The following is a 25,464-nucleotide window of genomic DNA, read 5'->3' as shown; positions in this document are numbered from 1 at the left end:
GTGTTTAGGGCTTTTTTTTTACGATAAAAACATGATTCTCTGTTTTTGTGACAAATAAAGATAATTACTTTAGAAATTTTCATATTCAGACTTTATTCAGATTTGAGGTACTATTTTTACAGCATAAATTTTTAATATGCGTTATCCAGTTTTTATTATTGCCCTCTTATTCTCTTTTGCATCATTTGCACAATCAGTCATGAATAAAGGCAAAATCACCGGCAAAGTAATTGATGCCGAAACGAAACTGCCTATAGAAATGGCAATTATTAATATTTACCAAGAAAAGGAAACCAAAGCGTTTAATGGTTTGAGTACCGATAAAAACGGCGCTTTTTCAATTAATAACCTTCCTGCTGGTGATTATCGCATTACTGTAGATTTTATTAGTTATAAAACAGCGACCATAAATTCCACTATAAATCCGAAAGCAGGAGTGTTGAACCTTGGTTCTATTTTACTTTCGCCAGTATCAAATCAGCTTAACGAAGTAAAAATCGTTTCGAAGACTTCGACAATTCAAAATAAAATAGACAAATTGGTGTACAGTCCCGCAAATGACCTTACAAGTCAGGGAGGCACTGCCACCGATGTTTTGAAAAATGTTCCAATGGTCAGCGTTGACATTGACGGAAAAATTGAACTTCAGGGCAATCCAAGTATTCGTTTTTTGATCAATGGAAAACCTTCCAGTATGTTTGGCGCGAGTATTTCGGATGCACTGCAGACCATTCCTGCAGACCAGATAAAAAGCATTGAGGTTATCACCAGTCCAGGTGCGAAATACGACGCTGCGGGTACTGGCGGCATTATAAATATCCTCCTGAAAGAAAATAAAGTCGAAGGAATTAACAGCAGTATCAATCTTTCGGCTGGAACACGTTTAGAAAACGGATCTTTTAATTTTAATGCCCGTCGCGGGAATTTTGGGGCTGGCATTTTTTTTAGCGGGAACAAACAATTAACTACTGAAACGAAAAGTTCCAGCGAGCGTATTTCCTATAGCGAAGCCAGAGACAGCATTAACAGACTTTTTCAAAGCGGCGTGAATCCTTTTGACCGAAACGGTTACCGAACCGGAATCAATTTGAACTGGAGTGTTACTCCAAAGGATGAATTAGCGGCATCCTTCAGTTATAATTCTTTTTCCAATAATTCAACTGGACAAACGCTGCAGAGCCAAACTTCCTATCTGGCGGACGGAACTCTTTTGTCGGAAATAAAAAGTGAACGGAATTCAACTAGCAATTTTGAAGAAAACGCTATAGACTGGGGTCTTGATTATAAAAAAACTTTTGAGAAAGAAAATCGCGAATTGAATTTTCAGCTTACATCAAGCAACGGAAAAAGCGATATTAATTCAGGTCACCGAACTTCTTATGAGGAAGATATTCAGCCGGTATCAGGACTTAGAAACATAAATCCGGGCAAGGATCATCAAGTAGGACTTATATTGGATTTTGCAGAACCTATCTCTGAAGGCTATACGCTTGAAACAGGAGTTAAGGCAAATTTTCAAAATATAGAAAACAATATTGTTACCGATACTTTGGACACAGATAGTTCCTACATAAACAACAAGGGACAAACCTATGCTTTTAAATACAAGCAAAATATCTATGCGGTTTATGTCTCCAGTTCCTTTGCTTTTTTTAATAGTTTCTTGATTGGTAAAGCCGGACTGCGCTATGAACGCACTAATACTACGGCAGATTTCGTGGGAGTGGTTATACCAGATTACAATACTTTTGCACCTTCGTTTACTGTTCAGCATAAGTTTAGCAAAGATCAATCCATAAAATTTGCCTACACTTACCGCATTGAAAGACCCGATTATGAAGATTTAAATCCGTTTTTCAACATCAGTGATCCTCACAATATCAGCACTGGAAATCCTTTCCTTAAACCTGAAATCGGCAATCGATATGAATTAGGCTACAGCCAAAATTTCAGTAAGGGAACAAACATTTATTTTTCGGGTTACTACCGCCGAAACATTGATGATATTCAAAGTTTGACCACATTTCACCCCACACTTACTATCAGCGGAACCGATTATACTGATGTAACTTTGACAACACGCTACAACATTGGAACTGAAATCACGTATGGCGCCAGTCTTTTTGGATCGGTTTCAATGGGCGAAAAAATAACCATCCGTTCCAATATTGAATGCGGGCAGAGGACCAACAGCACTCCGGGTTTTGAAAGTGTCAGCAGTTTTATTTACAGAGGAAATCTGAATCTAAATTACCAATTTAATCCAACCATGCTTGGGGAAATATCAGGAAACTACCGCTCTTCCCAGAAAATTGTTCAGGGAGACCGTCCTGCTTCTTACTTTTATAATTTGGCGTTTAGAAAACTCTTTTTCAATAAAAATGCAAGTTTGGGAATCACCATGACGAATCCTTTTAATAAATATATGAGCCAAAAATCGAATAGTTATGACGCAAATTACTCGCAGGTGAATATAAAGGAAATTCCTGTTCAGTCTTTCGGTATTTCATTTAGTTATAAATTCGGTAAACTTGAGTTCAAGAAAGGTGAAAATGAAAATAACGGAGTTCAGGAGCCGGCTTATTAAAGATTTCCTGCAAGCTTTTTTTTATCTAATTATAATTCTCGCAGAGACGCGAAGACGCAAAGTTATGGCTGTATTTCTCTGCGTCTTCGCGTTTTCGCGAGAGTAAATTAAAATCCAGCTTACAAAAACAATCGGTAAAAATTCTAATTCAAAATTAATTCAGAATTGAATTTGTACTTTGTATTGATTTTAAAACAGTTGTAATGAGATATTTCAGCCTTTGGATTGTATTACTGTCAGCACATTTAATGACAGCACAGAACAGTGTAACTGATACTATTGTGGTAAAAGACACTGTGCAGAATCTAAAATTTAACTATAAGCAGTTAATCATTCCCACAGTATTAATTGGCTATGGTGTTATTGGTTTGAACAGCGATCAGCTCAAGGGGTATAATCTTGAGGTCCAGGATGAAGTAACTGAAAATATTGACCAGAAATTTTCGATTGATGATATTATGCAGTATGCACCAGCCGCTTCTGTTTATGCTTTAAATGCCTGCGGAGTGGCAGGTAAAAATAACCTCAAAGACCGATCCATTATTTTGGCCAGTTCCTATCTTATGATGAGCGTTGCGGTTCTTTCTTTAAAAAACATTACACATGTCGAAAGACCAGACGGTTCTTCGAATAATTCCTTTCCTTCGGGGCATACTGCTACTGCTTTTGCCGGAGCAGAGTTTCTTTGGCAGGAATACAAAGACAAATCCATTTGGTACGGAGTAAGCGGCTATATTGTGGCTTCTGCAACCGGAGCTTTTAGAATTGTCAACAACAGGCACTGGCTGACCGATGTAGCGGCTGGAGCAGGAATTGGAATTCTAAGTACCAAAGTGGCCTATTGGATTTATCCTTATGTCAATAGAAAACTTTTCAGCACTAAAACTAAAGAAAATAAAGTTTCCTCAATGGTTCTCCCTTATTACAACGGAAAACAAATGGGATGCGGTTTAGTGATGCAGTTTTAAATTTTAATAAATGAAACATTTACCCCAAATAAATCTTTTTTATTGGGCATTAATTATTAGTGCCAACACAATGGGAGAGACCGCAGGTGATTTAATTTCCCAAACATTTAATTTAGGCTATGGCGGAGGAACAATTGCTCTAATCACACTTTTCTTAATTGCACTTATAATTTCAATTTGCTCAAATAGCCAGAAACCGCTTTTGTATTGGATGGTGGTCACATTGGCAAGTACAGCCGGAACAACAATCTCCGATTTTATAAGCAGATCCTTCTTTCATTTGGAATTAGGATTTACAGAAAATGAGGGATACACATTTGGAACCATACTATTGACTGCTGCATTGCTGTTTATATTTGGTATTTGGAAATACCATTCAAAAACCAATACAATAGAAAACGGACTGAACAAACGTACTGAGTTTTTATACTGGATAGCAATCTTAACTTCAAGTACATTAGGAACTGCATTTGGTGATTTGCTGGCACACAACACACCGTTGGGTTTTGAAGGAGGTACTTTACTTTTGCTGTTACTTCTTTCTGTTGTTGTCGGACTGGTTTATTTGACAAAAATATCAAGAGAACTTTTATATTGGTCAGCGATTATTTTGACACATCCAATTGGTGCAACAATGGGCGATTATTTGACAAAACCAGAAGGAATGAATTTGGGTAACATTAATGCAAGTTTGCTGTTAGTTGTTGTATTTATAGTCGTTATTGCAACGGGACAATTGACGAAAAATAGACAGTTCAACTAAATCAATTGAGCTGATTAAAAATCGACAATTTTTATTGCCACAGATTTAAAAGATTCACACAGATTAATCCGTGAAAATCTTTTAAATATGTGGCAATTTTTTTAGAAGCTAAATCTAAAATTTATAACTATATCCAAATCGCACTACCTGAGTTTCGTAGTAATCTTTGCTGTTATAACTAAATCCTTCTCCCTGAATTTCTTTTTGTATTACTAACGTATTGAAGAGGTCAGTTACATTCATAAAAACTTCCCCTTTGCCTTTTTGGATTGTTTTTTTGATTCCTGCATCGACAGAAAATCTTGAATTTACTTTTCCCTGTGGAATAATGTCTGGTGCAAGATAAATAACCGATACCTGACCTTTAAGGGTTTTGTCCAGTTGTAAAGTACTGTTCCATTTTAAATTTCCGGAAACCATTTGCTGACGCTCACCAGTATAGGTGCTAGGCACAGGATATAAATTGGTCACCGTAAAAGCATCGATCGTATTTTGGTACAGATTTCCGTTGACATTAAATGAATACCAAGAATTTATTTCCTTAGAAAATACAGCTTCAATTCCTGCCGAGGTGCTTTTGTCTGCGTTTTGGAATACGTTATAAATGATGTTACTGTCAGGAGCAGTAGTGGCAATTCGCGTAATGGTTCCATCTACGATTCGGTAATAAAGTGAAGACGTAAAATAGCCTTTCTCCATACTTTTTTTATACCCAATTTCATAAGCGCTCGTAAATTGCGGACGAAGCGCAGGATTCCCGACTTTTATAATTTCGGCATCATCATATTTTGGAAAAATACGAATATCCACTTCATTAGGTCTGTCGACTCTACGGTTGTAAAAAGCTGTTATTTTATTTTGGTCATCTATTTTATAACCCAATCTCAGATTTGGAAAAGGCTCGGTGTAATTATAACCATCACTTTTGTAAGTAGGATGATTGGGATTTACGTCATATTTTAAATCCACATATTCCAAACGAAGACCGAGTTCTGCTTCTATTTTATTTGATTCATAAATGTAAGTGGAATACAATGCAGGAATGATTTCTTTATAAGTCGCCCAACCGCCTGCATTTGCATCAATAGGAGAGTTTTCTCCAGGGAAAAATTGCATGTTAGTTGGGATTTCTCTGTGTCTAAATTTAAAACCCGTTTCAAAACGCCCATATTTCAAGGGCTGAACATAATCCAGATTGACATCTACAACTTTTTCATCCGAAAGCAGTTTGAAAGCGTCTTGTCCTGTAAAAGTAGGCATCACATTCGTAAAAAAGTATTTTTCATCTTCTCGGTGATAGGTATAATTAATTCCTGCATTCAGTTTATGTCCTGCTTCCTTGAATTTATGTTCATAGGAAACACTCGCCATAACGGTTGTTTTTAGTTCGTCTTCCAAAAACTGCCAAAGACGAAGACGCTGAGAATAATCGCCATTAAAAATAGGCTCTTCTCCGTGATCTATGATTTTTTCACTTCCAAAAAGACCCGAAAAAGCAAAGGTATTTTGGTCGTTATAATTCCAGTCAATTCCAGTTTTTATGGTTGTAAAATGGGTGTCACGGTTTCTTTTGGTCTGCTGATTGATTACGGTTCCGTCGTCATACGTTCGGGTTACGAATTCATTTTTATTGAGGTTTTCGGTGTAGAGATAATCGGCTTGTAAATAGGTGTTTATTTTGTTCTTGCGATAATTTAGAGACAGCGACGGATTTATTTTTGGAGTCACCTGATATTGCGGTGTAATAGTTGGCAGGTTTTCTTTACGAACCCAAAGCGCACCATAACCGGATGCTATTCCGATTTTTCCATTAAATCCTTCTTGTTTGTTTTTTTTGTAAATGATATTGATGATTCCGGCATTTCCGTTAGCATCAAATTTGGCCGAAGGATTGTTGATGATTTCTATTTTTTCAATAGCAGAAGCAGGAATGTTATCCAATCCCGATTGATTGCCAAACCCAGTCAAAGCGGTTTGTTTGCCATCAATCAATACTATTACTTTATCATTTCCCCTTAATTGTACTTTACCATCGTGTGAGGTGACTCCGGGTAAATTTTGCATTGCCTGCAAAACCGATCCTCCGCTTTGAGCAATATTATCGGCTACGGAGAAAACTTTTTTATCCATTTTGGCGCTGACTTCTTGTGTTTTAGAAGTTACAACTACCTCGGATAATGTAGTACTGTCTTCCTCAATATTGATAGTATTTAAATTCAGAAAATTTGACAGGTTTCCAACGAATATTTTTTGCGTTATTGTTTTGTATCCAATTGTACTGATTTCCAATGAATAATTACCAGATGGTACACTTGTGAAATTAAATCTTCCTTCTTCGTTAGTTACGGTTCCAAAAAGACTTTTTTGGTCTTTAGCAGATTTTAAAACAATGTTAGCATATGGAACTGGATTTTTGGATGTTTTATCTTTAATCAAGCCAGAAATAGTGGCTGTGGTGTTTTGAGCTGTTATATCAAAAAGAGGAGTTAATATAAAAGACAGTAGTAAAATTATTTTGAATCTCATTTTATTAGGTACTATTTTAAGTTAGTAAAAGAAAGTACAAATGTCAAAATCGATTCTGTAGGAAGTCTGAATTTCTAAAATGTAATGCTGAAACTGTGCAATTGGTTATCAAAAGCATATTCGATTTCCCATTGATTGATTTCAGTTATTTTTTTTATAATCGCTAGACCAAGGCCATTTCCCTGTGAGGAAGGATTTATTTTAGAAAAACGATTGAACAGTTTTTCAATGGCTAATGGAGTCTGTCCTGTATTAGAAAATATCAATTGATTGTCCTGAATGCGAATGATTATTTTTCCGTTTTTCTCATTGTGGCGAATGGCATTCAAAAATAAATTATTGATCAATACTTCGGTCAAAGCTGGATTTCCTGTAATTGAAAGAGCTGTAGAAAATTCAGTTGTAATGCTGCTATTTTTAGCTTCGGCCTGTTCAGTGAAAAAATCAAGATGTTTTTCGATATAGTCATTTAAAACGAAAGTGCTTTTCTCGAGGTAGTTTTCATTATCAATTTTGGAAAGGAGCAGCAGGTTTTTGTTAAGACGATTAAGTCTGGAAACATCATTGTTTAAAGAACTTATAATAGAGGATTGTTCTTCATTCAGTTCCAATTGTAATAAAGAATCAATTTTGGTCTGAAACAAAGCTAGCGGTGTCTGCAGTTCGTGCGCTGCATTTTCTACAAATTCTCTTTGGTTTTTATAAATGACAGTATTTTTTTCGATCAGCTGTTCCAAGCTGTTATTGAGCTGATTAAATTCATCGATTTCAGTAGAGGCAAAGTTTGGGGACTTATTTTTATCGATTTCAAAATCATGTATTTGACCGAGTGTATTGTAAAAAGGCCTCCAGATTTTCGCTGCAGATCTTTTTGAGATCCAAATAATTCCTATCAGCAGGATAATAATAATGCACAGGAACATGATGGCAATATTCATTACCATTCCTTCCATTTCTACGAGATTAATCTTTTCGGTATAGGTGTATTTTTTACCATTTATAGTTACGGGAGCATAAATAACACGGAAAGGTTCTTCTTCTTTGGCAATAGAATCATATAGCATTTTGCCAAAAATGGAATCTTTAGTTTTTCCCATATCGGGAACAATCATGACATTATGATTGTATCTGTTCCAGGCTTTGATGTCTTCTTCCGTGAAGTTTTTATAACTCTCCTTGACAAATGCTCCTTTATGAAAATGCAGTACTTCATCTGTTTCATAAATGTAAAGCCACTGGCTGATGTAGTAAAACACGGGTGCAGACACTAACAATATGACAATGGCAAATGCAAGAAAGCTGCTGGTGGTTTTATGTAATAGTTTTTTACTCATTTTCCCATTTGTAGCCTAAGCCATAAATTGTTTTGATGTAATCGCCGCTTCCTGCTGCGTGCAGTTTCTTTTTTAGATTCTTGATATGGGCGTATATAAAATCATGATTATCGAGCATATCGGCCATATCACCGGAAAGATGTTCTGCAATGGCACCTTTGGACAAAACTTTTTTGTTGTTGCCAATTAAAAACAGCAGTAAATCGATTTCTTTTTTGGTCAGATCCAATTTTTGATTATTGACAGAAACTGTTTTGGAGAAAATATCAATAGTGATTTCGTTGAAAACAATACTGTTGCTTCCCTGAAAATTCTTTCGTCGGATGAGTGCCTGCATGCGAACCAGCAATTCCGAGAGATGAAAAGGCTTGGTTAGAAAATCATCGGCACCGAGATTGAAGCCTTCAATGCGGGTGTCCAAAGTTTCTTTTGCCGAAATAATAATTACGCCTTCGGTTTTGTTTTTGCTTTTTAATTCTTTCAAAATATCAAATCCGTCGCCATCAGGCAGCATTAAGTCCAATAATATACAATCGTAGTCGTAATTATTGATTTTGTTTAAAGCCAATGCATAATTGCCAGCCGTTTCACATTGAATGCCGTTAGTCTTGAAATAATCCGCAATGCTTTGGGCAATTTCCTGCTCGTCTTCTATAATTAAGATTTTCATATCGCAATTTACAAAATCAATTTTGAAGAAAATTTGAATAATATTAAAATGACTATACTTTAATCTCTTGTGAAGAGTTGAGTTTATTATATTGTTGTAGCTATATTCTTTTTTTTTAATGTTAATTCAGAATTAATTCAAAATTAAATTATTATTTTGTGAAATTATTAAATTGCCAAATTATACCCAAATATGAAAAAAATCCAGTTTTCCAAACCGTTCATTAATTTTCTCTTAATTGGTTTATCAATCCTAACTGTAAGCCGCTTTATATTGTTTTTTATTTTTAAGAGCCGAGTTACTGAAACACCAAATTATGGTTTGATTTTTCCGATAGGATTAAGGATGGATCTTATAGCGTTGTGCTATCTTCTTTTTTTACCTGTAGCATTGATTGCTTTGGTACCAGACTCTTTTCTAAAGAAAATACAAGGTTTTTTGACTGTCTATTTCATTTTGTTTTTGACACTGATTCTTTTTTTAGAATTGTCAACGCTTGATTTTATTAATGAATATGACGTTAGACCGAATAAATTATTCATAGATTATCTGATTTATCCTAAGGAAGTCGTGGGAACTTTGCTCAAAAGCTATCTTTCATCAATTTTTGTTACTATAATTGTTTTGGCTGGATTTGTTTATGCATTAATCCGTTATAGAAAACCGCTTTTTGAAATTAGAGAAACCAATTATAAAACCAAATTATTGGTATTTCCTCTAATTGCTTTTTTTGTGTTTTTCGGAGCAAGGTCAAGTCTGACTTCCAAAAGACCGATTAACGCCAGTAATGCTATTTTTTCGACCGATCACCTTACCAATTCGCTTGGGCTTAATTCGTTTTATACAGTTACGTTTGCTTTGTATTCCATGAAAAACGAAATAAATCCTGAAAAAATGTATGGAAAAATGGATTATGCCGAAGCTATTTCGAGAGTGAAAAAATACATGGATGTAAAGCCAGCCGATTTTACGGATGATTCTATTCCGTTATTGCATATTCAAAAAGCGGATAGCATTAAAAAGAGACCTTACAATGTTGTGATTATTCTGGAAGAAAGTTTAGGAGCCGAATATGTAGGTTCGCTTGGAGGCCTGCCACTTACTCCCGAGTTTGACAAACTGACGAAAGAAGGAACGTTATTCACAAATTTATTTTCAACAGGAACCCGAAGCGTGCGGGGTATTGAGGCGGTTGTGACTGGTTTTTTGCCTTCTCCTTCAGAAAGTGTGGTTAAGCTAAATAATTCGCAGAAAGATTTCTATACGATTGCTTCATTATTGAAACAAAAAGGATACGACACCAGTTTTATTTATGGAGGAATGGCCAATTTTGATAATATGGGAGCTTTCTTCAGCGGTAATGGATTTGATAAAATTATTGATGAAGATGATTTTGATTCCAAAAAATCTGCTTTTCACGGAACTTGGGGCTGGTCTGATGAAGATGTAATGGCAAAAGCCAATAATTATTTCAAAAGCCTTGGAGATAAACCTTTTGTTTCATTGGTTTTTTCTTCTTCAAATCACGAGCCTTTCGAATTTCCCGATGGAAGAATTAAGTTTTACGATAAACAAAAAAATACGGTTAATAATGCAATGAAGTACGCTGATTATTCAATTGGACAATTTTTCAAACAGGCTCAGAAAGAGGAATATTATAAAAACACCATTTTTCTTGTAATTGCTGACCACAATACCAGAACTTATGGTAAACATCTTGTTCCTATAAATAAATTTCATATTCCTGCTCTGATTATTGGCCCAAATGTTCCAAAAGATGAGAAATACAAAAAGCTGTGCAGCCAAATCGATATACAGCCTACATTGCTGGGGAAAATTGGTATGGATATAAAAACACCTATGGCGGGCAGAAATCTGTTTCAACTTTCCGGTTCAATTCCGGGACGAGCCATAATGCAGTTTAATGATATCAATGCATTTCGTGTAGAAAACGAAGTAGTCATTATGCAGCCCAATAAAAAACCGCAACAGTTTCATGTTGAAAAGGATACTATTTTTACACCCCAAAAATTGGATGATAATTTAGCAAAGGATGCATTGGCACACGTAATAGTCCCATACTATTTATACAACCACCGAAAGTACAGACTTAAATAAATTGCTTATAAAAACATATTAAAAGCTCTTTGACATTTTTATAATGCGAAGAGCTTTTTTGATTGCTACAAAATTAGTTCTGATATGAAAATTATATAACGATTACATAAAGTAATGTAAATCACCACAGGTATCGTTAGTATAAATTTGGATTATCAAAAAAGGGAAAATTGAATTGTTAAATTTTGTTGATTCATTTTCAAAATATTTTGCAACTAATTAAAAAAGAGAAAAAATGAAAAAGTTTATATTAATGCTGCTCCTTGCAGTAAGTTCTGCCAGTGTTTGGGCACAGACACCAAAAGTAGTTATCAGTGATAAAGACGGATGGCACAAAATAGGAGAGACAGTTGTCAGTTTAGATAAAGAGACTGATAAAATTATAATTGTTGGAGCCAATCGTTTTGCTTCTGTAAAAATTAAAGTTACCGAAGCTCCAATACGTTTAGAATCATTCGATATTTTCTTTGATAATAATCAAACTAAGAATGTTAAAATTGGTCAGGAAATTAAACATGAGGGAGAAACAGCTGTCGTAGATCTTGGAGGAGAAAAAAACATTACGAAAGTGGAATTTTATTATCATACTATTGGTGATGATAAAAGCAAAAAAGCTCATGTTGAATTATGGGGGTTAAAAACTAATCCAAATAAATAATATTCTTTAGCTTCCGCTTAATTGTGGCCGATAAAGCTAAGAAAAAGGCCGATTCAAGATGTAATCCTTAACATTAACTATGGGATATGGGGGTATCTATAGTTAATACTGCGTCAAGGAATTATAATTGAAACGGTCAATTCCAACGATGATATGAGCTAGGTAGGTATGGCTTATATTTTGAAGTGGAATTAATTTGACTTGATTAATAATCTGTCAATTTAAAAAAGGGTTAGAATGAAAAATTCTAACCCTTTTTGCTTTTCATGTTTCTTTGAAAATGTACGGTTATAATTTGGCCTAATATTTCGTTTATAAAAATTATGAAACTTTATTCAGAAATTATATAACGCTATTGCTGAATGGATTGCGAAATTTGGGTATATCAAAATAGGATAATTTTTAATCCTGTTTTATAATTTTTCTGAAAGTAAAAACAAGGATCAATTAAATACATTAAACATGAAGAATATTTACCTAAAAGCTGGAAAAACACAAGATGTTTTTAATGATTTGAAAGATAATTTCAACGGTATATTATCGTCTGGAAATGATGAATTCAATGTATCTTTTGCATCCGTTTTTGCTAAAGGAAATATTAAAGGAATTGAATTTCCTGAAGGAATGACTTATATGCAGTTTGATATGATTTTTCATGATAATGTGAGAATGAGTATCGAGCCGTTAAACAATTCGCCTGTTTTCCTTGCGTATTGTATGGATGGAAGTCTTCAGCACAGTTTTGGAGAACATGGCAAGAGAAAAAGCATTAAAAAACAGCAGACAGGTATTCTTAAAAGTAATTCAAATGTAAACAGCATACTGCATTTTGAAAAACATGTCCCGATTAAATTTAATGTAATTGCAATTGGAACAAATCATAATGCAGCATACGAACCAAATGCTGTGTTTGCTAACAAATTAAAAAAGACATTTTCTAAAATAGAAGAAAACTATTTGGATGTCAGTCCGCAGTGTTTTGAAATTTCTCAAAAAATTGAAGAGCTCAACACGATGCCTCATAAAGGAATTGTTCGAAATATGGAGGTAAACCGTATTCTAGAAAAAATTGTGGAATTGGAAATAGAACAGCAGACTGACAGTTTTTCTAAACTAGAAGAGACGATCAATTCTTTTACGTTAAAACAAATAGATCATATTAAAAGCACATCTGGTTTTATCAAGAACCTGTCTTTGGAATTATTTACAACCGACTTTATAGTTCAAAAGGCAATGACAGTAACAAACAAACTGCAAAAAGAATTCAAACTGATGTTTACAAGATCAGTACATGAATTTTTACTATACATTAGAATTGAAAGAGAAAGAATTTAGATTTGAGTTAGCTGGAACAGCACGCAATATATATAAAGAAAACAGCTAATCAAGCTGTTTTCTTGTTTCTTAGGGATTATCAAATTAAAATTTAAAACAATGGAAAAGGCAAAGAAATTCCCAAAACAACAACAGGTTCTTCCAGGTTATGAATATAAAATGACTCCAGAACCAGAAATTATTCGCAAAAATTACAAAGGGAGCGGTAAACTCAAAGATAAAATAGCACTTATTACTGGTGGGGACAGCGGTATAGGCCGAAGCGTTGCTGTTCATTTTGCCAGAGAAGGTGCAAATGTTGCTATTATTTATTTAAAAGAAGATAAAGATGCTGAAAAAACCAAGCAATTAGTTGAAAAAGAAGGAAGACAGTGCCTCATTATAAGCGGTGATTTAAAAGATATTAAATTCTGCGAAAGCGCTGTGAAGAAATGCATAAAAGCTTATAATGCTTTAAACATAATTGTAAATAACGCAGCGGTGCAGTTCCCTAACGAACAGCTGGAGAAAATAACAGCCATACAGCTGCATACTACTTTTGAAACCAATATTTATCCGTATTTCTATATTACAAAATTTGCATTACCGCATCTAAAAGAAAACGACTGTATCATTAATACAAGCTCTGTTACTGCTTATAGAGGCAGTGGTCATTTGGTTGATTATGCCAGTACAAAAGGTGCAATTGTCAGTTTTACAAGATCGTTATCGGCGACGCTTGCAGAAAGAAAGATTCGGGTCAATGGAGTCGCACCCGGACCCATTTGGACACCGCTGATTCCTGCTAGTTTTGATAAAGAGAAAGTTGCAACCTTTGGACAAAATACTCCATTGGGAAGAGCAGGCCAGCCATCAGAAGTGGGACCGGCTTATGTTTACTTAGCATGTGAAGACAGCAGTTATGTAACAGGGCAGTTTATTCATATAAACGGCGGAGAAATGGTTGGCGGTTAATCATTTTGTTGGCTTAATTTTTTCATCTCTATTGCATTTAGAATACCAGCGGTACTTGCTGTATTATTAAAATAAATAAAGCTGGGCTTAGCTGTATTTTGAGAAATGATATCGTTTATTTTGTTTAATTCATCTATAGCATAATCAGAATAAAATAGAGTAGGACGTCCATGCAACCGAATATAAGTTACAGGAAATTCAGTGAAAATAGTTTCAGGCAGCTGGGGATGACTTACACTGCAAAACGTAATATTATTTTTATCCAATGTTGTCCATACTTCCGGAATCCACCAGCTTGGATGACGGAATTCAATAATATTATCAAAATTCTGGTCCAGCTGTTTTATGATGGAAAGTAATTTTTCTTCTGAATATTGATAACTGGGCGGCAGCTGAAATAAAATAGGACCAAGTTTATCTTTTAAACCATTATCACAAATTGCATAGAAATCATTAATCTGTTCTTCGCAGTCTACAAACTTTTTATAATGCGTGATATCTCTTGGTGCTTTTACCGAAAACAAAAAATGTTCAGGTGCTTTTTTATACCAATTGTCCATTGTTTTCAAAGTTGGGAATTTGTAAAATGTCCCATTCATTTCATAAGTATTGAAATGAGTGCAATAATATTCGAACCATTTTGAAGATGGCATATTTTCGGGATAAAATATTTTTTTCCAATAGGAATTAGAAAAACTGGAACAGCCAATGTATGTGTTTTTTTTCATAAATAAAGTTTTTGACAATTTTCGCAGTAAAAGCTTCTGCGGTTTTTTAGTCCAGTTTTCCGATGTTGAATTGGCAGATTGCATCTTGAACATTTCCTTTTAGTATAAACCAGCCAATGATTTCTCAGTACAAAATTTCTTTTCCATTCCAGAAATTCAAAACTGTATTTTGAACATTCGTCAATAATAGTATTCACTAAATCAGCGGGGATTTTACCAGCCAAAGATTCGGGATGGACAAAAGTTCTGTACAGCACTTCGTTTTTAATTATATTTCCAACTCCCGAAAAAATATCCTGATCTAATAAAGCATCACAAATTTGCTGCCGAGGCATTTTTAAGAGTTTTTCCTTTGCTAGTTTGGGATTCCAATCTTCATTCATAACATCGGCAGACCAATCGTAATGCAGATTAACATCGCCCTCCAAAATTTTTATCGAGCAAGTATATAAATTAAGTTCACCATTAGCAAAAACGAGACTTAATCGGGGAGTGCTGTCTTTTCGTTCGTTAATCCGATAAGTTCCAAACATCAGCAAATGTACTTTCAGTGTGAAATCCTCAAAGCAGATTAGAAAGTGTTTCCCCCAGCTTTTAAAAGAAACTACAGTCTGATTACTTATTCGATCCATGTCAATTTTACTGTTACCAGAAACAGAAATAACTTTCTGCCCCCTAAATTGCTGCACGGCTTCTTTTAAGATTACTATTGAAGGACCTTCTGGCATAGGGTTGACATGTTGTAATTCATTTTAAAAGTAATACTGGATACTGTTTCGGACCTTATATTATTTATGAGTAAGATTATATTATTTGCATTTAATGCTATTTATTTTAAATTTTGTCCTTGTAATATTGTAAGATTTTGATGAAAAGCTGTAAGCTCTAAAGTTTTGAAAAAAATAACTTTGGAGTTCAACTTAAAAAAATAGAAAGATGAAAAAAATAATCAATTTCAGTAAAGTCGTTTTAGGCGCAGGGATGTTATTATTTACAATGAACTCTTGCAAGCAAGAGCCTAAGCGGGAAGATCCAGTAGAAGCTGCAGAAGAAATCAACGATGAAAAAATTGAAAATAACGAAGTTAAGGATGATGCATCATTTTTAACAGAAGCAACAGAAATAAATATCAAGGAGATAGAAATTGGAAAACTGGCCAAGCAGAAAGCAGCAAGTACAGACATCAAAAAGTATGCACAGATGCTTATTGATGACCATACCAAAGCTTTGGAAGAACTAAAAGCTGTGGCAAATGAAAATACAATAACACTTCCTGCAGCAATCAGTAACGAAGGAAAAGAGGATTATGATAAATTAAATGAGAAATCAGGTGTGGAGTTTGATAAAGAATTTATTGATATGATGGTCGATGGACACGAAAAAGCAGTTGATAAAATGACTGAAATTTCACAAAAAGCAACCAATGAGGATTTTAAACTTTGGGCTTCACGTCAAACAAGCACTTTTCTGACGCACTTTGAACAGGCTAAGAAACTAAAGGAAAAAATTAAGTAGTACATACATTTAGATTCCAAAAAAAGCTGTTGAATTCAACAGCTTTTTTATTTGGAAAATGGTTTTAAATATTCTGATTCTTTTCAATTTCTGCAATTTCAGCTTTCTCTTTTTTTATTGCCTGTCTTAAAAGTATAAATAGACTCATGTAGATATTAGCAATAAAAACAAGAGCAAAACCAGCGATGAAATATCCTCTCCAGTCGGGCAGCAATAACTTATAATCACAAATTATCAGAAAAAAAATAGTTATGTAATGGCTAAAGCAATATTCGCAGGTAAAGAGATAAAAAAACTTCCGTTCGATTATGGTATGCCTGTTCTGTGAGCATTTTATGCACCAATCTCTTGGTTCTCTAAAAATTTCTTCATGAGTAATTGTCCATGTAATGCAGGCAATAGGTAGGGCAAGAATAAAAAGCCATATCATTTGTAGTTTTATGTTCAGCATACTTTTAGATTTTAGTGCTAACTAAAATTAGCCTCTAAAGATAAAGCCCTTGTAACAAATGCAATTATATATTTGCTTGATTATGTTATACTTTTTTCATTTTTAAAGATAGAAAGTCATGATTAGCTATTTTTCAAGTCAATTGCCTAAATTTGTTGTAGTAGCTGTTACAGGTAGTGCTTTTTTTGTGTAATTTAATGTAGAACAAAAAAAAGTACTATTATTATAATCCAAATTGGAACACATGGATCAACCTCATCAAAAAACTTCGGTTTTTTGATTAAACAATATACTCCTCCTGTCATTATAGTCACTGAGAATAAGATTATATATACGTTCTCTGAATCTTTATTTTCTTTTTTATTTCTACATTCAATGTCTAAATATTCTTTTTTATTTTTTACAAGCGAATGAATTTCACAAGTTGTTTCTGTGTCAAAATTTTCTATATCATCTTTTAAAATCTGAATTGAAATTGTATCACCAACATTTATTTCATTTAATACTTCATCATCGTTGACGCATCTATAATCAAAATTAGCAATTTTGAAAGTAGATTTGTTTTCTGCACATTTAAATTCGATCCATTTTCTAGCATGTTTTCCAGTAATTTCTTCAAATTTAGGTTTGTCGGAGGCTATTAAGTTTCCAATAGTTTTAAGGTTCGATGATTTAATTACGTAACTATCACTATGAACCCTAATGAATAAATACGCTCCAATAATAAAACAAATTATAGCTACTGCTAAATAACCTTTTCGTTTTTTATCCCAATCATCTAAATTATCATCCATAAATTTTTGGTTTGAAATATTCCGTATATTTTCTTGTGTTCTGCTGGCGCATTACCTGTAACGTTCTGGCACTACAGCGGGTTTGGGACTAAATTAAGCCCTATTTTCGGATTTGCCAAATCATCCCAAATACAAAACCATCTTTCCATTAAGCTCAATGCCCAAATCCGTTGTAGTGGCTGTTAGTGATAGTGCTTATTGCTTCTATTTCAAGTTTTAATTCTTTGATTTCCTTCTGATTCTTTTCGCCAAGAACATTTGCTAAATTTTCAAACTCTATTTTTCCGTTAAGATAATAGTTTATTAATTCACGTCTTATTTTTTGTAAATCAGTAGAGTTGTATAATTCATAATTACACATTTTTATTTCTCCTGAATATAATTTTATTTTTAGATAATTATCAACTCCGTTTGAGCGCGGACTATTTAAGTTTCCTTTTGTAGAGGCAATTAATTTACCATAATAATCATCGTTAGAAATCTTAATGTTTTTAATCATTTCAAGTGAATATACTTCATTGTCAATTTGAATTGAGTTCATATCGAAAGTTAAAAATCCATCAATATTTCCTTGTAAAGGTTTGGTTTTAGGAATGGCAATAAGTCTTAAAATCATTCCGCCGACAAAAGCAAAGAACATTATACTCAAAAGAATATTATTAAGGGAATTTTTTTCTATTATTGAACCTTTATTATTTATCAGTAGGATAGTCAAACAAATTAAAATAATTGGATAAATAATTCGATTATTACTCCAATAAAATTTATCTGATTTATTATAAATTGAAAATCTCTCCATCGTTTTGTTGCATTATCACTAACGTTCTGGCGCTACACGAGGTTTGGGATTAAATTAAGCCCATTTTTCGGATTTGCCAAATCTTCCAAATACAAGACCATCTTTCCATTAAGCCCAATGCCCAAATCCGTTGTAGTAGCTGTTATGTGTAGCTTGTTGCCTAGTATTTTTCTAATATTTCAAAAAAATTATCTCGACCATTATAGGTTAAAAATCCCCATTTCATTGTTCTGTTCATTGGAGCTGAGTACGTCTGTCGCATAGCCCAATCTATTTCTGTAATACCAATTATATTTTCATTACTATCATAAAATATAAGATGTTTGTTTGGTTCAAATGTTCCAATTTCTCCCCATTCATACGATGATGAGTCATTAAGTATTTTTACAACTTCTTTAGAATCTATTGAATTTAGTTCTTTTGAGAAATTAAAATAACCTGTGTATAGTTTTATTTTGGCAACTTCAGTACGTGGAAAAACTATTTTATTTTGTTTGTCAAATTCTACATCTGTTTTGTAAGTTATTTTCCAATTTTCCTTGGTCTTATAAACATATTCTTTTGAAGTTAGTTCTGTTTTTATTTTGCTAAAATCAGGATAGAAGAAACGCTTTAAGGTTACAACTGAAATAAAAATAATTAAAATGAGAAATATAATTTTTTTCATACTTATACTTTTCTTTTTTAAGATAAAGTTGTTTTCAAGTTACACATAACGTTCTGGTACTACAGCGGGTTTGGGACTAAATTAAGCCCATTCTTCGGATTTGCCAAATCATACCAAATACAAAACCATCTTTTCATTAAGCCTATTGTCCAAATCCGTTGTAGTAGCTGTTATGCGTCGTTTTTTTATTTATTCAGTTTTTTCAAGCTTTCATTTACCCATTCATTATACCATTCTGCAAAATTATATCTCGATTTAGTTTCAGTTATCAATGGATATATTCCTTCATCATTTGCTCTTGCATCAATCCATACATTTCCCTTTTCTAATCCTGAAACTACCAAAAAATAATAGATTGCGCATCCATAATGACAAATTCTAATACTGCCACAAATATGTTTTTCATTAAAACATTCTAATTCCCAATTTTTAAATTCTTCACTTTCAGTATAATCGTCATCATCGTCATTTCCGCCATATATTAAATTCCACTTTTCGGTATGTGGAAAATTTTCATTTAGAAAATTCTTGTTTTCAATGTCAAGTTCAAAATTCCAATCTTCTAACTTAAAAACTCCGTACGCTGGACCAACTCCGCCATTTCCAATGTTTTTTATAAAATTTCTGTATTCTAATGGTAGTTCAATTTGATTTGTTTTTTCGAAGTCTAAGATTTTTTCCTCTGACAAACAATTATTTAGTTTATACTTATGTTCTTTGGAACCAAATATTTGAAATGGATTTTTCTTGAAGAACCCATTTCCATCAATTTTTTTAAGCTTAGAAATAAGTTCTTTTTCAATTACCATTTAAGTTTCTGTTTTTTATTTTCGTTTTGTTCTGCGCTAAAATGACGCATAACGTTCAGGTACTACAGCGGGTTTGGGACTAAATTAAGCCCATTCTTCGGATTTGCCAAATCATCCCAAATATAAGACCATTATTCCATTAAGCCAATTGCCCAAATCCGTTGTAGTAGCTGTTATGTGACGCCTTTTTTATTTATACTTGTTTTCCAAGTTTGATTATTATTATCCAAAATATAGATTTCGGAATCGTCAACTCTCAAAACTTTTTTAATACTAATATTGCTTGGGTATAATATTTCTGTTATAAGTTTCAATTCTCCGTTTTTCATTTCTAATATTTGGATAGAGTAAGGAATATTTGTTGTTGGATTATTGTAAACTAAATACTTGTTTGTGTTTTCAATCCTAAGAGGAAAACCATATAGAGTAAGTGTTTTACTTTTTTTAGGATTAATCAAAATATAAAATTCTTCATTATTAGTAAACTTATTTACAACTATAATGTCCGTATTTTTAATTTTTCCAAGTTCATCAAATTCTAAATATTTATCTTCAGATTTATTGTCACAATATTTAACTGCAATGTTGTCATTTCTTTTGTAAATTAGACAGCCATTCTTTTTTTTAGTATTTAGTTTTTCAATTACTAGTTCATACAGTTTTTGCTCATTTACAGAGTTTTGAACTTTTTTAAATTGTCTTTTCGATTGCGCATTTATTGTCGAAATCGTAAATAATATTAAAAAACAGATAATGTATTTTCTTTTCATTTTTTTCAAAGGTGTCACATAACGTTCTGGCACTACAGCGGGTTTGGGACTAAATTAAGCCTATTCTTCGGATTTGCCAAATCATTCCAAATACAAAACCATCTTTCCATTAAGCCAATTGCCCAAATCCGTTGTAGTGGCTGTTAGGTGCAGTATTTCTACTCATAATAGTATCGAATTAATGTTGTCAATTTGTTATTTATAAATGTCCGTTCTTCCCTTAAAAGTCCTTTGTCATTATAATGAAACTCTGTTGAACTAATGGTTCCGTCGTTAAAAATTATTCCTTTTTTGACTATTTTATTCTTTTCGTAAGCAAAAGAATATTGTGTGCAACCTTCTGTGGTATCAGAAAACACACATTGTTTAATAAGTCTATCGTCATTGTCAAAGTATGAAGTTGTTTTTGGTGTTGAGCTGGCAAATCTCTCTTTTGTATTGTTGATTTTTGTAACAATTTTACCTGTGTCTGAATATTGAAATGTTGTAGTTGATTCCCAATATGGTTTGATAGTTTTAAAATACCAACCCGTTGAATCAATCTGCCTAATTAGTCTTTGTTGGTCGTCATAAAAATAATTCCGTTTCGTGTGAATTAAATTCTCGCTTGTATAGAAAATCCATTCTGTTATTTTTTTAGCTGAATTGTATTTCCATTCATCATTTAAATACCTAGAAACGCAATAGGAACATTTAACTGAATTTGAATCTTTGTCTGGATTATAACTTTCAGTTTTTAAATATCTCGTACTATCAACCTTATGAAACAATTGTATTCTTTGATTGTCTGAGTTATAGACATACTCATCAATTTTTGGCCTTTCAATGGTATGCAAATGGAGTGTGTCCTTAGTATGTTTTGATATGGAGTAATAATGGTTAATTTGTTTGTAAGTTTTTCTGATTTCCCTTTGCTTTTTATCGTATTCATAATCGGTTTCATCAGTTACGATATTGTATTTAGTTGAGCCATACTTGACTTTCTTTTCAATATTCTTTGGTTTACTAATTTCTTTAATTATTTGTCCGCTGTCGTTGTAGTAAGTTTCAAATTCAAACCAAGTCAAGAATGAGGGTTCGTGAGATTGACAAACTGTTGTACTGTTCACTCCGAAAAGTTTATTTTTGGAAATATCGAATTGTTGTCTATAAAGAAGCAAACTGTCTTTTTTTACATTCCCTTTTTTATTTATGGTATATGAATACGCTGATACTTTTTTTAGATTTTTGTCAATGAAGTCTTGTCTCGAAAACTTTTGAAATTCATTTGTCCCTGTATTGAAAATGGTGTTGCTTCTCTGTCCAAAAACAAAGCTTGTTATTAATAGTAATATGATTATGTTCGGGATCTTCATAATATTGCACATAACGTTCTGGCGCTTGGCGAGGTTGGGGATTAAAAATGCGATATTTTTCGGTTAAACACAAATTTTCCAAATGCAGATCCATCTTTAAATTCAGCCTAAAACCCCCCAATCTCGCCAAACGGCTGTTGGCAGTAGTTGTTATCATTTTCTCAATTTTTCTGTCCCGTGAAAATGTGTCCCAAACTTGTCGGTAATAGTCTTATATGAAACTTGGTCAATAACTGTATAAACATAAGCGTCCCAATCGAGGTCTAGAAAAATAAGTTTTTTGTTTAAGAGTTCTAAGTCTTTGTCAATGGTCTTTAAGAGGTCAATTATAAATTTACCATCTCTTTGCTTTTCTTTATCAACACCCTTTCTAATTTCGTTTACATTTTTCAAATCAGTTTTAATCTGCAACTTGTTTTCAAGGAAATTTTCAATTTCTCTTTCGTTCTCTTCTCCATGCCAATCCGTCATCAATAGCTTTTCCTTACTGTCTCCAAAAATGTAAATGACTTCTATTGGATTTAGTTTGCCTAATTTAAAGTTGTCATAGTCTTCTAAAAGTTCTTTGTTTTCAGTTATAAATCTCTTTTTGTCTTTTAGAAATGTGTTGAAAAAAGTTTCAAAATCTGTTTTGAGTTCTGGGAATATTATTGTCCCAATTTCAATGAGTTCTTTGTCATTTGACTTAACTGACAATTTACTATCGTTATTACTTCGCTTTTCAATTTTGTCGTCTATAATAATTTTTACGATTTTGAATGGAAATGATATCAAAAGGTAAATAAAGTAAAACGGAAAAGTCAGTATGTCAATTATTCTCTTTATCATTTATTCTGTGTCTCATTTACAATTACTGCCAACGTTCTGGTACTACAGCGGGTTTGGGACTAAATTAAGCTCATTCTTCGGATTTGCCAAATCATTCAGATACAAAACCATCTTTCCATTTAGCCAATTGCCCAAATCCGTTGTAGTAGCTGTTGGCAGTAGTTAATTTTCTTCTTTCGCTTTAGTTTTAGTATATTTTTCCAGCTTTGATATTATTTCTCTTTTGAATCTTGTCTGGATTCTGATTTTTTCTTCTTTATCGAAATCTTCTTCATTCCAATTTCCTGTACGTCGTCTATAAACTGAGCTGATTGCAATGTCAATATGCGTTGTATCTTTTAAAGTTTCTTCTTCTCCAACAAAAGTTACATAATACATTTCTTCTGGTTCATTCTTGAAGTAAAATATTCTACTTTCCAAAAAGTCATAACCTCTTTTCGACCAACTGTCATGTTCTTTCCATTTTTCAGGCATTCTATATTCAGGATAATTGGAATATAAACTATCAATTGCAATTTCAAGTTTCTTTTTTGATGTGGGGAAACTTATAATCTTGAAATCTGCTAAAGTTCCATCACAGCTCATCATAGTAAAAAGCAATAAAAAAGCAAAAGTTCTAATTTTCATGAGGTCGTGGTTAATTACTGCCAACGTTCTGGTACTACAGCGGGTTTGGGACTAAATTAAGCCCATTCTTCGGATTTGCCAAATCATCCCAAATACAAAACCTTCTTTCTATTAAGCCAAATGCCCAAATCCGTTGTAGTGGCTGTTGGCAGTAGTAATTTTATTTAGTAAACTTTATTGGATTTCTATTTGGCATAGGCATCGGTGGAAAAGGTAATTCTAATGTGTCTTTATTCATCGAATACTTTTCAAAAGCTTTCATTTTTTTTTCTAATTCAGACGAATTTTCAATTTTGTTGAATTTCTTTTCAGCATAATTATTTTTTATCAAATTTTGTAATTCAATAAAATCTTTATGTTTTGCATTAGTTTTAAAATCAGAAGAATTGAATGTAATTTCTTTTTGACTTTTATATTTTATTTTGACTCTAATTATCGGACCACAAGAAAGTTCTACACTTGGATTTTTAGTCTTTTCATTATAAAACTTCTCGTCTTTATTTTTGCTATTTAAAGATATTTTGTCAATTATTTTACTGTCAACTGTTGATTTAAAATGCAAGTATTTATTTTTTGAAAAAGGAGTTTTCTGAATTGTTTCCGCATTCCCATTTTCGTCAATTATAGAGTAAGTGACTGGTTCCGATTTAAGTTCTGTTTGACTATCGTTTAGGTCGTAGTAATAAGACATAATTTCAATACTGTCAATTTCATTCCTTTTTTGAGAACAACTAAAAATAATAATTGAAATAAGTATAATTAATTTCTTCATTTTCTGTATTATTACTGCCAACGTTCTGGCACTACAGCGGGTTTGGGACTAAATTAAGCCCATTATTCGGATTTGCCAAATCATCCCAAATACAAGACCATCTTTCCATTAAGCCAATTGCCCAAATCCGTTGTAGTGGCTGTTATGTGGGGGTTGTTTTGACGAAATTACAATTTAACCGCAAATTTTTCACGATTCTGTTGGCAAAATCCAACTTTCACACTTCTGCTTTTTGCTTCATAATTTTCCGTTTTCCATTTCAATTGCCCCGAAGTTTTTCTTAATGAATCTGGGAATTAATAAAATCAAAACGATTAGTAAGCAGAATAAGAGTGAAAGCAATATTCTAAATGGATTAAAAATCGGTAACGAAAATAATCCTATCGATAAAATAAAAAATATCCACGTAAATATTTTTCTATTGAATATTGAAGTTAGCACGTTTTGAATTAATACAATGATAAAAAAAGCGAGTATGATAAAAGGAAATATAGTTCCAATAACTAGTTTTTGATTTGGCGTTATCGTTATATAAACTAATGCAAGGAGGAAGGAATAAAATACAGTTTGTATTATACTATTTAAAAATCCAAATGCTAATATTCGTTTCATATTCAAACACTATAAAGTTGTTTCTGCTTAATCTAAATGCATTGTTTTGTCAAAATTAGGATTTTCACGCTTCTGCTTTGTCTACATCTTGCGGAAACAAAAGTTTATTTTCTAATTGTTTTTATCTGCGTAATTTCGGCACAACTCCCACATAACGTTCTGGCACTACAGCGGGTTTGGGATTAAATTAAGCCCTATTTTCGGATTTGCCAAATCATCCAAATACAAAAACCATCATTCAATTAAGCCAATTGCCCAAATCCGTTGTAGTGGCTGTTAGGGTGTGTAGCTTGACGATTGCTGAGCACGAATGAATTGTCGTTCCAATTATCGATTCCAATTGCGGAAGTTTTTCCGCTTTTCGATTTCCGTTCCAATTAGTTTCTGCTTTTTGGAGAAAAAGATTGAAAAAGCGATAATTAAACCTCAAAAAAAATCGACAAAAAAATTCCGCTTTCGGTTTTCCATAAAGCAGTTCACGTTTCTTTGTCCGCAACAATTAAGCTTCAGATTTCGTTTCCAATTTCGGTTCAGATTTCGGTTCAGATTTCGTCGGCTCGGTTTCTACTTCGTTATGAATTTTCCGAACTAAAGTTTCTGATTAAAAACGACTGTTGATCGTCAACAGCTATACACCCTAACGTTCTGGTACTACAGCGGGTTTGGGACTAAATTAGGCCCATTCTTCGGATTTGCCAAATGATTCCAAATACAAAACCAACTTTCCAATAAGCCAATTGCCCAAATCCGTTGTAGTGGCTGTTATGGGCTGTCTATATTCGTTTGTATTCACTTCCAAAGCTTGTTTTTCGTGTGTCACCAAT

24 protein-coding genes are annotated in these 25,464 nt (G+C 33.1%); 8 read left to right on the top strand and 16 right to left on the bottom strand.

Annotation, left to right across the window (positions count from 1 at the left end; all coding sequences use genetic code 11):
• Positions 1 to 136: 136 nt before the first annotated feature.
• The 3 genes from C8P67_RS02695 (at position 137) to C8P67_RS02685 (ending at position 4,318) form a co-directional block, all read left to right on the top strand.
• Positions 137 to 2,587, top strand: coding sequence for a TonB-dependent receptor domain-containing protein (locus tag C8P67_RS02695; RefSeq protein WP_115810164.1), 2,451 nt, complete (start codon positions 137 to 139; stop codon positions 2,585 to 2,587).
• A gap of 203 nt (positions 2,588 to 2,790) precedes the next feature.
• A complete protein-coding gene (locus C8P67_RS02690; protein ID WP_115810162.1) occupies positions 2,791 to 3,555 on the top strand; it encodes a phosphatase PAP2 family protein in 765 nt (254 codons plus the stop codon).
• A 10-nt stretch (positions 3,556 to 3,565) separates the two neighbouring features.
• Positions 3,566 to 4,318, top strand: a complete 753-nt coding sequence (locus C8P67_RS02685; protein ID WP_115810160.1) for a COG4705 family protein — start codon at positions 3,566 to 3,568, stop codon at positions 4,316 to 4,318.
• A 114-nt stretch (positions 4,319 to 4,432) separates the two neighbouring features.
• On the opposite strand, the gene C8P67_RS02680 is transcribed toward C8P67_RS02685, so the two are convergent.
• The 3 genes from C8P67_RS02680 to C8P67_RS02670 all read right to left on the bottom strand — a co-directional run bounded on the left by C8P67_RS02680 (position 4,433) and on the right by C8P67_RS02670 (position 8,848).
• Entirely contained in the window at positions 4,433 to 6,844 is a 2,412-nt protein-coding gene (locus tag C8P67_RS02680; RefSeq protein WP_115810158.1) for a TonB-dependent receptor domain-containing protein, read from the bottom strand.
• Between the two features lie 74 nt (positions 6,845 to 6,918).
• Entirely contained in the window at positions 6,919 to 8,178 is a 1,260-nt protein-coding gene (locus tag C8P67_RS02675) for a sensor histidine kinase (RefSeq protein WP_115810156.1), read from the bottom strand.
• Entirely contained in the window at positions 8,171 to 8,848 is a 678-nt protein-coding gene (locus tag C8P67_RS02670) for a response regulator transcription factor (RefSeq protein WP_115810154.1), read from the bottom strand. The genes C8P67_RS02675 and C8P67_RS02670 overlap by 8 nt, the downstream gene beginning before the upstream one ends.
• A gap of 192 nt (positions 8,849 to 9,040) precedes the next feature.
• Here C8P67_RS02670 and C8P67_RS02665 point away from each other — a divergent pair, with 192 nt between their 5' ends.
• The 4 genes from C8P67_RS02665 to C8P67_RS02650 all read left to right on the top strand — a co-directional run bounded on the left by C8P67_RS02665 (position 9,041) and on the right by C8P67_RS02650 (position 13,913).
• Entirely contained in the window at positions 9,041 to 10,966 is a 1,926-nt protein-coding gene (locus tag C8P67_RS02665) for an LTA synthase family protein (protein WP_115810152.1), read from the top strand.
• 235 nt (positions 10,967 to 11,201) lie between these two features.
• Positions 11,202 to 11,624 (top strand): DUF2541 family protein, encoded by a 423-nt coding sequence (locus C8P67_RS02660; protein WP_115810150.1) that lies wholly within the window; start codon positions 11,202 to 11,204, stop codon positions 11,622 to 11,624.
• 462 nt (positions 11,625 to 12,086) lie between these two features.
• The gene (locus tag C8P67_RS02655; RefSeq protein ID WP_115810148.1) at positions 12,087 to 12,959 is read left to right on the top strand and encodes a hypothetical protein; all 873 of its coding nucleotides are present in this window, start codon (positions 12,087 to 12,089) and stop codon (positions 12,957 to 12,959) included.
• Between the two features lie 99 nt (positions 12,960 to 13,058).
• Entirely contained in the window at positions 13,059 to 13,913 is an 855-nt protein-coding gene (locus tag C8P67_RS02650; protein ID WP_115810146.1) for an SDR family oxidoreductase, read from the top strand.
• On the opposite strand, the gene C8P67_RS02645 is transcribed toward C8P67_RS02650, so the two are convergent.
• Both C8P67_RS02645 and C8P67_RS02640 read right to left on the bottom strand, forming a co-directional pair.
• Positions 13,910 to 14,641, bottom strand: coding sequence for a DUF72 domain-containing protein (locus C8P67_RS02645; protein WP_115810144.1), 732 nt, complete (start codon positions 14,639 to 14,641; stop codon positions 13,910 to 13,912). The genes C8P67_RS02650 and C8P67_RS02645 overlap by 4 nt on opposite strands.
• Positions 14,638 to 15,369 carry a DNA-formamidopyrimidine glycosylase family protein gene (locus tag C8P67_RS02640; protein ID WP_115810142.1) on the bottom strand — a complete coding sequence of 244 codons (732 nt, stop codon included), beginning with the start codon at positions 15,367 to 15,369 and terminating at the stop codon, positions 14,638 to 14,640. The genes C8P67_RS02645 and C8P67_RS02640 overlap by 4 nt, the downstream gene beginning before the upstream one ends.
• Positions 15,370 to 15,577: 208 nt before the next feature.
• On the opposite strand from C8P67_RS02640, the gene C8P67_RS02635 reads away from it, so the two are divergent.
• Positions 15,578 to 16,156, top strand: coding sequence for a DUF4142 domain-containing protein (locus C8P67_RS02635; RefSeq protein WP_115810140.1), 579 nt, complete (start codon positions 15,578 to 15,580; stop codon positions 16,154 to 16,156).
• A gap of 64 nt (positions 16,157 to 16,220) precedes the next feature.
• Here C8P67_RS02635 and C8P67_RS02630 read toward each other — a convergent pair whose 3' ends face one another.
• From C8P67_RS02630 to C8P67_RS22405, 11 genes are all read right to left on the bottom strand, one after another.
• Positions 16,221 to 16,607, bottom strand: coding sequence for a hypothetical protein (locus C8P67_RS02630; protein ID WP_245980361.1), 387 nt, complete (start codon positions 16,605 to 16,607; stop codon positions 16,221 to 16,223).
• 194 nt (positions 16,608 to 16,801) lie between these two features.
• The gene (locus C8P67_RS02625) at positions 16,802 to 17,401 is read right to left on the bottom strand and encodes a hypothetical protein (RefSeq protein ID WP_115810138.1); all 600 of its coding nucleotides are present in this window, start codon (positions 17,399 to 17,401) and stop codon (positions 16,802 to 16,804) included.
• A 154-nt stretch (positions 17,402 to 17,555) separates the two neighbouring features.
• Positions 17,556 to 18,050, bottom strand: a complete 495-nt coding sequence (locus C8P67_RS02620; protein WP_170141398.1) for a hypothetical protein — start codon at positions 18,048 to 18,050, stop codon at positions 17,556 to 17,558.
• Between the two features lie 310 nt (positions 18,051 to 18,360).
• The gene (locus C8P67_RS02615; protein ID WP_115810132.1) at positions 18,361 to 18,867 is read right to left on the bottom strand and encodes a hypothetical protein; all 507 of its coding nucleotides are present in this window, start codon (positions 18,865 to 18,867) and stop codon (positions 18,361 to 18,363) included.
• Between the two features lie 185 nt (positions 18,868 to 19,052).
• Complete coding sequence (locus C8P67_RS02610; RefSeq protein ID WP_115810130.1) at positions 19,053 to 19,676, bottom strand: SMI1/KNR4 family protein; 624 nt, start codon at positions 19,674 to 19,676, stop codon at positions 19,053 to 19,055.
• A gap of 173 nt (positions 19,677 to 19,849) precedes the next feature.
• Complete coding sequence (locus C8P67_RS02605; protein WP_115810128.1) at positions 19,850 to 20,446, bottom strand: hypothetical protein; 597 nt, start codon at positions 20,444 to 20,446, stop codon at positions 19,850 to 19,852.
• A 158-nt stretch (positions 20,447 to 20,604) separates the two neighbouring features.
• Positions 20,605 to 21,801 carry a hypothetical protein gene (locus tag C8P67_RS02600; protein WP_147298188.1) on the bottom strand — a complete coding sequence of 399 codons (1,197 nt, stop codon included), beginning with the start codon at positions 21,799 to 21,801 and terminating at the stop codon, positions 20,605 to 20,607.
• A 153-nt stretch (positions 21,802 to 21,954) separates the two neighbouring features.
• On the bottom strand, positions 21,955 to 22,629 hold the full coding sequence (locus C8P67_RS02595; protein ID WP_115810124.1) for a DUF6630 family protein: 675 nt from the start codon (positions 22,627 to 22,629) through the stop codon (positions 21,955 to 21,957).
• 162 nt (positions 22,630 to 22,791) lie between these two features.
• Positions 22,792 to 23,256, bottom strand: coding sequence for a hypothetical protein (locus C8P67_RS02590; protein ID WP_147298187.1), 465 nt, complete (start codon positions 23,254 to 23,256; stop codon positions 22,792 to 22,794).
• Positions 23,257 to 23,416: 160 nt separating this feature from the next.
• Positions 23,417 to 24,028: a hypothetical protein gene (locus C8P67_RS02585; protein WP_115810120.1), complete on the bottom strand. Its 612-nt coding sequence runs from the start codon at positions 24,026 to 24,028 to the stop codon at positions 23,417 to 23,419.
• Positions 24,029 to 24,882: 854 nt separating this feature from the next.
• Positions 24,883 to 25,017 (bottom strand): hypothetical protein, encoded by a 135-nt coding sequence (locus tag C8P67_RS22405; protein WP_262511444.1) that lies wholly within the window; start codon positions 25,015 to 25,017, stop codon positions 24,883 to 24,885.
• Between the last annotated feature and the right edge of the window lie 447 nt (positions 25,018 to 25,464).

It is taken from the genome of Flavobacterium aquicola (assembly GCF_003385115.1).
GTDB classification, from domain to species: domain Bacteria; phylum Bacteroidota; class Bacteroidia; order Flavobacteriales; family Flavobacteriaceae; genus Flavobacterium; species Flavobacterium aquicola.
The sequence above is the reverse complement of the archived record's forward strand: the minus strand, read 5'-3'. Positions and strand labels throughout refer to the sequence as shown.

Bases quoted from the DNA above. Each gene is read 5' to 3' on its own strand.
- C8P67_RS02600 (WP_147298188.1), bottom strand. From the start codon at position 21,801: ATGAAGATCCCGAACATAATCATATTACTATTAATAACAAGCTTTGTT.
- C8P67_RS02595 (WP_115810124.1), bottom strand. From the start codon at position 22,629: ATGATAAAGAGAATAATTGACATACTGACTTTTCCGTTTTACTTTATT.
- C8P67_RS02635 (WP_115810140.1), top strand. From the start codon at position 15,578: ATGAAAAAAATAATCAATTTCAGTAAAGTCGTTTTAGGCGCAGGGATG.
- C8P67_RS02610 (WP_115810130.1), bottom strand. From the start codon at position 19,676: ATGGTAATTGAAAAAGAACTTATTTCTAAGCTTAAAAAAATTGATGGA.
- C8P67_RS02670 (WP_115810154.1), bottom strand. From the start codon at position 8,848: ATGAAAATCTTAATTATAGAAGACGAGCAGGAAATTGCCCAAAGCATT.
- C8P67_RS02650 (WP_115810146.1), top strand. From the start codon at position 13,059: ATGGAAAAGGCAAAGAAATTCCCAAAACAACAACAGGTTCTTCCAGGT.
- C8P67_RS02640 (WP_115810142.1), bottom strand. From the start codon at position 15,369: ATGCCAGAAGGTCCTTCAATAGTAATCTTAAAAGAAGCCGTGCAGCAA.
- C8P67_RS02655 (WP_115810148.1), top strand. From the start codon at position 12,087: ATGAAGAATATTTACCTAAAAGCTGGAAAAACACAAGATGTTTTTAAT.
- C8P67_RS02585 (WP_115810120.1), bottom strand. From the start codon at position 24,028: ATGAAGAAATTAATTATACTTATTTCAATTATTATTTTTAGTTGTTCT.
- C8P67_RS02675 (WP_115810156.1), bottom strand. From the start codon at position 8,178: ATGAGTAAAAAACTATTACATAAAACCACCAGCAGCTTTCTTGCATTT.
- C8P67_RS02590 (WP_147298187.1), bottom strand. From the start codon at position 23,256: ATGAAAATTAGAACTTTTGCTTTTTTATTGCTTTTTACTATGATGAGC.
- C8P67_RS02660 (WP_115810150.1), top strand. From the start codon at position 11,202: ATGAAAAAGTTTATATTAATGCTGCTCCTTGCAGTAAGTTCTGCCAGT.
- C8P67_RS02630 (WP_245980361.1), bottom strand. From the start codon at position 16,607: ATGCTGAACATAAAACTACAAATGATATGGCTTTTTATTCTTGCCCTA.
- C8P67_RS02680 (WP_115810158.1), bottom strand. From the start codon at position 6,844: ATGAGATTCAAAATAATTTTACTACTGTCTTTTATATTAACTCCTCTT.
- C8P67_RS02665 (WP_115810152.1), top strand. From the start codon at position 9,041: ATGAAAAAAATCCAGTTTTCCAAACCGTTCATTAATTTTCTCTTAATT.
- C8P67_RS02695 (WP_115810164.1), top strand. From the start codon at position 137: ATGCGTTATCCAGTTTTTATTATTGCCCTCTTATTCTCTTTTGCATCA.
- C8P67_RS02625 (WP_115810138.1), bottom strand. From the start codon at position 17,401: ATGGATGATAATTTAGATGATTGGGATAAAAAACGAAAAGGTTATTTA.
- C8P67_RS02615 (WP_115810132.1), bottom strand. From the start codon at position 18,867: ATGAAAAAAATTATATTTCTCATTTTAATTATTTTTATTTCAGTTGTA.
- C8P67_RS02685 (WP_115810160.1), top strand. From the start codon at position 3,566: ATGAAACATTTACCCCAAATAAATCTTTTTTATTGGGCATTAATTATT.
- C8P67_RS02605 (WP_115810128.1), bottom strand. From the start codon at position 20,446: ATGAAAAGAAAATACATTATCTGTTTTTTAATATTATTTACGATTTCG.
- C8P67_RS02690 (WP_115810162.1), top strand. From the start codon at position 2,791: ATGAGATATTTCAGCCTTTGGATTGTATTACTGTCAGCACATTTAATG.
- C8P67_RS02645 (WP_115810144.1), bottom strand. From the start codon at position 14,641: ATGAAAAAAAACACATACATTGGCTGTTCCAGTTTTTCTAATTCCTAT.